The sequence below is a fragment of the Proteiniphilum sp. genome (assembly GCF_040307845.1).
GTDB lineage: Bacteria > Bacteroidota > Bacteroidia > Bacteroidales > Dysgonomonadaceae > Proteiniphilum.
Map to the genome: position 1 here is coordinate 1 of NZ_JAWRIS010000021.1, position 8640 is coordinate 8640.

Annotated in this window: 8 protein-coding genes; 6 read left to right on the plus strand and 2 right to left on the minus strand. The window is 43.4% G+C overall.

Annotated elements, in window-relative coordinates; translation table 11 throughout:
- Positions 1 to 126 precede the first annotated feature (126 nt).
- The 3 genes from ABV001_RS05365 (at position 127) to ABV001_RS05375 (ending at position 3596) form a co-directional block, all read left to right on the plus strand.
- Positions 127 to 798: a hypothetical protein gene (locus tag ABV001_RS05365; RefSeq protein WP_352421854.1), complete on the plus strand. Its 672-nt coding sequence runs from the start codon at positions 127 to 129 to the stop codon at positions 796 to 798.
- 11 nt (positions 799 to 809) lie between these two features.
- On the plus strand, positions 810 to 2567 hold the full coding sequence (locus ABV001_RS05370; RefSeq protein WP_352421855.1) for a RagB/SusD family nutrient uptake outer membrane protein: 1758 nt from the start codon (positions 810 to 812) through the stop codon (positions 2565 to 2567).
- Positions 2568 to 2780: 213 nt separating this feature from the next.
- Positions 2781 to 3596: an endonuclease/exonuclease/phosphatase family protein gene (locus tag ABV001_RS05375; protein WP_352421856.1), complete on the plus strand. Its 816-nt coding sequence runs from the start codon at positions 2781 to 2783 to the stop codon at positions 3594 to 3596.
- Between the two features lie 142 nt (positions 3597 to 3738).
- On the opposite strand, the gene ABV001_RS05380 is transcribed toward ABV001_RS05375, so the two are convergent.
- Positions 3739 to 4935, minus strand: coding sequence for a pyridoxal phosphate-dependent aminotransferase (locus tag ABV001_RS05380; RefSeq protein ID WP_352421857.1), 1197 nt, complete (start codon positions 4933 to 4935; stop codon positions 3739 to 3741).
- Between the two features lie 233 nt (positions 4936 to 5168).
- Positions 5169 to 5315, minus strand: coding sequence for a hypothetical protein (locus ABV001_RS05385; protein ID WP_352421858.1), 147 nt, complete (start codon positions 5313 to 5315; stop codon positions 5169 to 5171).
- A gap of 352 nt (positions 5316 to 5667) precedes the next feature.
- Here ABV001_RS05385 and ABV001_RS05390 point away from each other — a divergent pair, with 352 nt between their 5' ends.
- From ABV001_RS05390 to ABV001_RS05400, 3 genes are all read left to right on the plus strand, one after another.
- Positions 5668 to 6408, plus strand: a complete 741-nt coding sequence (locus ABV001_RS05390; protein WP_352421859.1) for a NigD1/NigD2 family lipoprotein — start codon at positions 5668 to 5670, stop codon at positions 6406 to 6408.
- A 145-nt stretch (positions 6409 to 6553) separates the two neighbouring features.
- On the plus strand, positions 6554 to 7123 hold the full coding sequence (locus tag ABV001_RS05395) for an RNA polymerase sigma factor (protein ID WP_502929855.1): 570 nt from the start codon (positions 6554 to 6556) through the stop codon (positions 7121 to 7123).
- Complete coding sequence (locus tag ABV001_RS05400; RefSeq protein WP_352421861.1) at positions 7120 to 8421, plus strand: outer membrane beta-barrel protein; 1302 nt, start codon at positions 7120 to 7122, stop codon at positions 8419 to 8421. The genes ABV001_RS05395 and ABV001_RS05400 overlap by 4 nt, the downstream gene beginning before the upstream one ends.
- The last annotated feature ends 219 nt before the right edge of the window (positions 8422 to 8640 follow it).

The window sequence follows — 8640 nt, forward strand, 5'->3', positions numbered from 1 at the left end:
AAGTAGGTTCATAATCTATTGATATTTAGACTATAAATATACTACTTTTCTATCATATGAGAAAATATATATCGTTAATTATCAACCGATTTTCCAGCAATTATCCTAATAAATGTTTAGGACTGATTGCGGATAATCATAAAATTTAAAAATCTGGATGGGGATGATGTGATCCATCACGGACTAAACCGTGTCGGCAATTCCGGAGATAAAACAATCATTGGAAATAAGTCGCCGCGCTATATTTACGGCTTGACTTTAGGCGCTGACTGGAACGGGATCTTCCTTACGGCATTCTTCCAGGGGGTAGGAAAACAGCAATGGTACCCTTCACAAGAATCCCGTTTCTGGGGACAGTACAACCGTCCGTATAACGACTATCCCAGATGGCAGGAAAAACACCAGTTCCGCCCCGAACTAAATAATTTCGATGCTTACCTGCCTCTGCTTTCGGGCTATACAGCCCAGAATGCAAATGGACAGCTTGCCCTGCCAAACGACCGCTATCTTCAGAACGTGGCCTACATCAGGCTCCGTAACCTGAATATAGGATACACATTCTCCAAAGAAATAGCGTCGAGGCTCCATGCAAACGATCTGAAAGTACACCTGTCCGCTGAAAATCTGTGGACATGGTCACCTTTATATAAATGGACAAAAGATACTGATGTTACTAACATCTGGGGAGCCGGCACCCAGCTCACCGACTTCAACAGCGATGATATACGTACGGATGGTGACGGATTCAACTACCCCATCCTTCAAAGTCTCACAATCGGTTTATCTATTAATTTTTAATAATTGGAAAAATGAAAAAATATATACAATACCCGCTTGGTCTTCTATGTATACTCCTGGGATTTGGCAGTTGTGACCTGGATGAGCTGCCCCAGGACACAGGGTCACGTACGGCCATTTTCGGATCGGCCAGCGGACTGGAACTTTACACTAACTCCTTTTATGAAATGCTCCCCACGCCTTATGACGGCGTATTCATGATCGATGACAATTCCGATTTGATAGCCCGTAACGGTGTGGATACCCGGTTCCTGCCCAATGCATTAAGTCCGGTCACCAGTTCCGGTTGGTCATGGGGTAATCTGAGGAATATCAATTATTTTATTGAGAATTGCGAGAACAGTACGGTAGCAGAGAAAGATCATTACCTGGGACTTGCCCGTTTGTTCAGGGCTTACTTCTATTTCGGAATGGTAAAGCGTTTCGGAGATGTACCCTGGATTGACCGCACCATCGATGTGAAAGACGAAGCCACGCTTTACGGTTCCCGCGACGACCGGTTCGAGGTAATGGAACGAGTGCTGGAAGACCTTAATTATGCGATTGAGCATATCACCACGATTACCGATCCATCCTGCACGAAAATTACGAAAGATGTAGCCAGGGCTTTCAAGACCCGGGTTTGCCTTTACGAAGCTTCTTTCCGGAAATATCACACCCAGTATGGACAGCAAGGCACAGCCAACAGATGGTTCGAAGAGGTAGTGAAAACAGCAGATGAGATCAGGGGTTTTTCACTGCACCAGGGAGACAATGCTTATCGCAACCTGTTCCTTCAGCAATCACCTTATGCCAGTGAAACCATTTTAGCCGTAACATTGGATGCCAATCTACAGGTATTCAGCTCCAGAAACCGAAGGACTATCAGCCCCACTTACGGAAACCGCCCTGCGCTCACACGACGTTTCATCAATACTTACCTGAATATCGACGGAACCCCATTCACGAATGATCCGTCATATAAAACCACTCCCTTTACCGAAGAAGTCAAAGGACGGGATTTACGTCTGCAACAAACAATCCGCATGGGCAATTATCATCGTACGGAAAATGGTGCTCCTATCATTGCACCTCCCAACCTCGATCAGGCCCATACCGGATACCAGATTATCAAGGGTTGTTACGACGAACGTTTCCCGTATGATGATGAGAGCCGTAACGAAAATGCCCATCTGATCTTCCGCTATGCCGAGATACTCTTGAATAAGGCTGAAGCTTTAGCCGAATTAGGCACTATGACCGATGCTGAATGGGCTGCCACCATTGGCGCCCTGAGAGCACGCGCAGGCATACAAGGCCCCACACTCACACAAAAACCCACAGTCGCCGATCCCTATATGATTGAATTCTATAAGAATAAATTCACTGATCCTGTTTTATTGGAAGTACTCCGTGAACGTGCTGTTGAACTGATAACAGAAGGATTGAGACCGGACGACCTGATCCGTTGGCATTTGGGAGAACTGTTTGCCGACGCTCCCATGAACGGAATGTACATCCCTGCATTAGGAGAATACGACCTGAATGAAGACGGTATTATGGATGTCTGTTTCTACCGTGGTGAGAAACCGGCTTCAGCAACTGCTCCCGTTTTTGTGGATGTTACTTCAGAAGGAGTGGGAAAAAGGGTTTTATCCGAAGGCAATTCAGGTGAGATTCTTTGGAATCCCGGGCAACGCGAGTGGTCCGACAAAAAGTATTTATATCCTATTCCCGAAGCAGATAAAATCAAGAATCCTAATCTGGGGCAAAATCCCGGATGGGAATAGCCCTGTAACCGGTAGTTTCGGACAAGCCTGTGAATAAACGACAGGCTTGTTTGCTTTTCTTAATCAGATGATGTAATTTAGGGGCTCAAAAAAGATAAAAGAATAAAGAACAAAGAGCCAATACTGTACGGATATTTTGTCTTGATTCTTGACTCTACATAAACTAACAAAGATATGACGAAATTATTAATTTTAGGTTTGTCTCTTATGACAATGACAACAATCTGTGCAAATAACACAGGGGAGAAGGAATGCAATTTAAAAGTAGCATCATTTAACCTGAGAATGGACACACCCAATGATGGTGAGAATGCCTGGCCAAACAGGAAAGAGATGGTGAAAGGCCTGATAAGATTTCATGACCTCGACATTATCGGTACGCAGGAAGGATTTAAACACCAACTTGATGGTATCCTCGAATTGAATGACTATACTTATGTGGGCAGTGGACGCGATGATGGTAAGGATGCCGGTGAACACTCGGCCATTATCTACCGGAAAGATCGTCTGGAATTGCTTGATAATGGTGATTTCTGGTATTCCGAAACACCGGAAGTCCCGGGAAAAGGATGGGATGCCACCTGTTGCAATCGTATTTGTTCATGGGCAAAATTCAAAGATATCAAATCCGGGAAAGAATTTTTTGTGTTCAACTCACATTATGATCATCAGGGAAAAGTAGCACGCAAAAATTCTTCATTATTACTGGTAAAGATGATTGAACAAATAGCGGGAGACAGCCCGGTATTCGCCACAGGGGACTTCAATGCAACTCCCGATGACGAACCTATCCAAACCATTTACAATGCAGGCAAGCTCAACGACTCCTATCTGGTAACGCAAGAACCACCTTACGGCACAGAAGGCACTTTCAATGCGTTCAACCCGGATGCTCCTTCCAACAGCCGGATCGATTATATCTGGGTTACTCCGGATATCACGGTCAAAAAATATGGAGTACTTAACGACAGGCCATACGGACGGTTTCCTTCCGACCATTTTCCGGTAGTAATCAATGCAATATTGTAACACGGAACCGACCTGAATAACACGGAACCGACCGAAAAAACTGTAAAAAAACCCCGGCCAATAATTGAGCCGGGGTTTTATATTGAATGTAGTATGCTTTAATAAACATCCGCTGTCGGGAGTTCAATGAAATCGTAGAGACCTACGACAATTTCTCCAACGCTTTCTTAATTCGTGCAATCGCTTCAGTGATACTTTCATCGGAAGTGGCGTACGACAAACGGATACATCCGGGAGCACCGAAGGCGTCCCCGCCTACGCAAGCCACATGAGCCTCTTCCAACAGGTACATGGCCAGATCGGTAGCAGTCTCTATTGTTTTGCCGTTATACGACCTGCCCAAATAGCCCGAGCATTCGGGAAAGATATAGAAGGCGCCCATCGGGTTGTTCACCTTCAATCCGGGGATTTGCCCCAGCAGTTCCACGATAAGGTTCCTTCTCCGTTCAAAAGCTATCCGCATCTCGCTCACGCACGATTGATCCCCGGTATAAGCAGCCACGGCCGCTTTCTGGGAGATAGAAGAGGGACCCGACGTATATTGTCCCTGCAACATGCTGCAAGCCGATGCGATCCATTGCGGTGCGGCAATCCATCCTATACGCCAGCCGGTCATGGCATACCCTTTCGATACGCCGTTGACCACTATCACACGGTCGCGAATGGCAACGAATTGCGCTATCGATTCATGTTGTCCGATATAGTTGATATGTTCATATATCTCATCTGCGATCACATATACCTGTGGATATTTTTCCAGCACACCGGAAAGTGCCGCCAGCTCATCCTTGGTATATACACTTCCGGTCGGATTCGACGGAGAGCAGAGGATGAGTGCCTTTGTCTTCGGCGTGATGGCATCCTCCAATTGCTGAGGTGTGATCTTAAAGTTCTGCTCAATCCCGGCATACACGAATACGGGAATTCCCTCCGCAAGTTTCACCATCTCGGGGTAACTCACCCAATAGGGCGCAGGAATGATCACCTCTTCACCCTTATCCACAATAGAAAGGATTACATTGCACAACGACTGTTTTGCTCCTCCGGAGACGACAATTTGTGCCGGTGTATATTCCAGTTCATTTTCGCCTTCCAGTTTCTCGCAGATAGCTTTCTTCAGGTCGGGAAAACCGGCCACCGGAGAATAAAATGAAAAATTATCGTCAATCGCTTTTTTGGCTGCCTCCTTTATATGGTCAGGGGTGGTAAAATCGGGTTCACCCACACTCATGTTAATCACATCAATGCCCTGAGCCTTCAGTTCATTGCTCTTTTGTGCCATCGCGAACGTTTCAGAGGGCGATAAGGCAGTCAGTCGGGCTGATAATAAATCTTTCATAAATTGTAATAATGATTTCTTGTTAGATAACGATGGCAAAGATATACAAAAATACTATTCAAAAGGGCGATACATTGGAAAAATGACCGTTATAACACCATATAGCTTTACAAAGCAAAAAGGCTGCCCAAAGCAACCTTCGTTTATATTATATATTGATTAGAATGAATTTTTTAAACAAAGCTTTCGTAATCCCTTTCGGATTACTCAGCTTCAGACAATTGTCCGTTTCATCAGCTTGCCATACGCAAGCCGGCTCTCAAACTCCTGAGCCTACTCACCCTGTTTGCACGGTATGAGGCAGACCCGTTTGAGATATTCTGCTCCAGATATTTTATCTGAGCCAGAATTTCTTCTTTAGTCAGGCTTTTGATAGTCATAATTCTCTTTTGTTTAAAAGTTATGATTTATCGGCAACCGTTTTGAAGGACCTTTGAAGTCCCTGTCAGTAAATTAATTGATAACCTAAAAAATGATTCCAAATAACTCGCTTGCCATTTAAATCGATGCAAAGATACGACAAAAAACATGTTATACAACATATTTTTGATAGATTTTTGCATCATGAGATAGAACAGGTCTATCATTATAGAAAAATGGGGAATAATGGAAATCCGCAGCCAAATTTTGTTAAATTAATTATCCCGATGCAAGGTTTCCATGATTTCAGGATTTAATATTATAGGACGAGAGAAATATGAAAAGGTATAACTATTTATTAATATTAATGTTATGAAAATTTTAAAACCACTTTTATTGACAGGAGGTCTTCTTTGGTTCCTCCTTTTATTTCAGTCATGTTTGGATGATGATTCCTCGGAAAACCGTTATTGGCCGAATGCGCTTGTGACCGTCAAACCTGTCGGGGAGAATGCTGTGTATCTGCAGTTGGATGACAAGACAACGGTACTGCCTGTAAACTTCACCAAATCCCCCTTCGGCACCAAAGAAGTCCGGGCCTTAATGAACTTCAAGGAAGTCGACGAGCCCAGCGGAATCTATGACAAAGCCGTGCATGTGCACTGGATTGACAGCATCCGGACAAAACCGATGGCTCCTGATTTGGGAGATGAAAATGATGCTGAATATGGAAATGACCCGGTAGAGATTATCAACGATTGGGTAACGATTGTTGAGGACGGTTATCTGACCTTGCGTTTCAGGACCGTATGGGGAGGAGACCGGATGAAGATTCATTATATCAATCTTGTGGAAAGCCCGGATCCCGGGAAACCATATGAAGTGGAACTCAGGCACAATGCTTCCGGTGACGTATATGGAAATATGGGAGATGCTTTGGTGGCATTCAAACTGGATAAATTGCCCGATACGGAAGGACAAACAGTGAAATTGAAATTAAAATGGAATTCATTCAGCGGAGAGAAATCGGCAGAATTTGACTATAACTCCCATGCTTCAACACCCGCCCAATCAGCTGTAACATACGAAAGGAGTGAGGTGAATATAAAATAGGTAATATATATGGGAATGATAAGGTCAAAACAACGGGACATCGATACGACTGTAAAATTATAAGATTTTTTACACTCAGAACAATGATGAGGTTGTACTTTTGTAAAATGGTACAACCTCTGATTTAGAAAGTTTTTTGATGTCAATGTTGGACGAAAAAGATAAGGAGCAAGCGTTACTGAGGAAGATCTTATCTGGCGATATCATTGCCATGAAAGAGTTCTATGATAATTATTCTGGGTATCTTACCACAGTATGTTCCCGCTATATCTCTAACAGGGACGATATAAAAGATGTTTTACAAGAAAGTTTTATAAAAATATTCAAGTCAATATCCAGATTCACCTATAAAGGAGTGGGGTCTCTAAAAGCATGGAGCAGTCGTATCGTAGTGAATGAATCATTGAAGTTTCTCAAAGAAAATGAGAGACTGAATATCATCAACAGCCCGGTATGGGATTTACCGGATATCAGTGACGAAGCGGAAGCTGACTTTGAAGAAATTCCGGCATCTGCCATATTAGAGATGATTCGCGCCCTTCCGGTGGGATATAGGACAGTGTTCAACTTGTATATTTTCGAAGAGAAAAGCCATAAAGAAATTGCATCGATATTGAATATTACGGAAAATACTTCAGCATCACAGTTGCATAGGGCAAAAAGTTTTTTAGCAAAGCAGATTAATGAGTACAGGTCTAAAATAATGAAGTCATGAACAGTCAGTGGTCCGATAATCTGCGCAAAAGGATGGAAGCTCATGAAGAACCTTTCCCAGAAGGGTTATGGGAGGATATTGAACAGATCGTAACGAAAGAACTCCTTTTCCAGACGGGAAAACACCCTGTTCAATCCGCATCAGGACAAAAAAAGAGCCTGTTATGGGCCAAAAGGATCGGTGCGGTGGCAGCCATTATATGGATGCTGTTTTTTATCGGAGATTTTTTTCTGAAAGAAGACACCCCATACTCCCCTGCCATCACTCAGAAACCAGGAGTGGAGCACAAACAGGAGAACACCCCCTCCATAGCTCAGGATCATAAGGGGTTTCTTCTCATGGAAACGGAAAAAGGGCATCGGCCCCCCCTTGCCCCTGATAACAATACCGTAACCTGGGCGGCATTGGCTCCTACAGCATCTACAGACAAGAAAACGGATGATTCCCTTATGGATAAGGAAAAGAACAGGAGAGATAAGGCAGACGAAGAATCCGACAGTGCGGACCTGAGCAAACAACCCGGAGAAGATCCCGGCATGGGGGAAAAAGCAACTGATCCCAATATGCATTATCCAATAATTATACGACAGAACAAACCTGCAAGATGGCAGACAAATATCTATGCGTCAAATATCTCATCAGGCTCTACAAAGACCTACAACGGTTATAGAAGTTTTTTATCCGAAGAGATTGCTGTACGTGAAGGGGATATGGCACCTCTTTTAGTAAAAAACCCGCATGAAGGAATTGTTGCTGCCAATAAACAGAATATGGTTTATACTGAGATGAAACACAGGCAGCCCGTGACAATGGGAGCCTCCGTAAAGTATAATGTAAACGAAAAATGGAGCCTTACCAGCGGATTAACCTATACTATATTATCCTCGCAACTCCGGTCGGGAAGTGGCAGTCATTATTATACCAGTGAGCAAACCCTGCATAATATCGGCATTCCCCTGGGCATTAATTACAATTTCTGGAGAGGTAAGGATGTATCAATCTATGTCTCAGGAGGAGGACAGGTAGAGAAAAATGTCCACGGCAAATTAATCACGGATTATGTGGTGAATGACAAACTTGAATCCACCGAAAAAAATCATATATCCATCAACCGGTTACAATGGTCGGTCAACTCCTCGATAGGCATAGAATATAATCTTTTTTCAAAGATCGGGTTGTATGTGGAGCCGGGTGTGATTTATTATTTTAATAATGAAAGTGAGGTTGAGACAATATACAAGGAAAAACCAGTAAATTTTAATCTAAGGGTGGGTCTCCGTTTTTCATTGGGAGAATAATTGATGCCTCTTTTAATTGAGTAAATTTATGCACTATATTGGAAAATCCATAGCGCAGTGACCCCGTTCGCCAGTCGTCGTTGACCCTCTTGACCATTTTATCATTGACCCTTTCCGCCAAAATAAAAATGCCCCTGTCAGGTTTAATACTTGACAGGGGTTTTTATGTAATTTCGGTTTTCGTCTTGGCCGACGGTATAAAACTGATAATAGAATGAC

Excerpts from the sequence above, each read along its gene's own strand:
- ABV001_RS05380 (WP_352421857.1), bottom strand. The coding sequence starts at position 4,935 with ATGAAAGATTTATTATCAGCCCGACTGACTGCCTTATCGCCCTCTGAA.
- ABV001_RS05390 (WP_352421859.1), top strand. The coding sequence starts at position 5,668 with ATGAAAATTTTAAAACCACTTTTATTGACAGGAGGTCTTCTTTGGTTC.
- ABV001_RS05395 (WP_502929855.1), top strand. The coding sequence starts at position 6,554 with ATGTTGGACGAAAAAGATAAGGAGCAAGCGTTACTGAGGAAGATCTTA.
- ABV001_RS05375 (WP_352421856.1), top strand. The coding sequence starts at position 2,781 with ATGACAACAATCTGTGCAAATAACACAGGGGAGAAGGAATGCAATTTA.
- ABV001_RS05385 (WP_352421858.1), bottom strand. The coding sequence starts at position 5,315 with ATGACTATCAAAAGCCTGACTAAAGAAGAAATTCTGGCTCAGATAAAA.
- ABV001_RS05370 (WP_352421855.1), top strand. The coding sequence starts at position 810 with ATGAAAAAATATATACAATACCCGCTTGGTCTTCTATGTATACTCCTG.
- ABV001_RS05400 (WP_352421861.1), top strand. The coding sequence starts at position 7,120 with ATGAACAGTCAGTGGTCCGATAATCTGCGCAAAAGGATGGAAGCTCAT.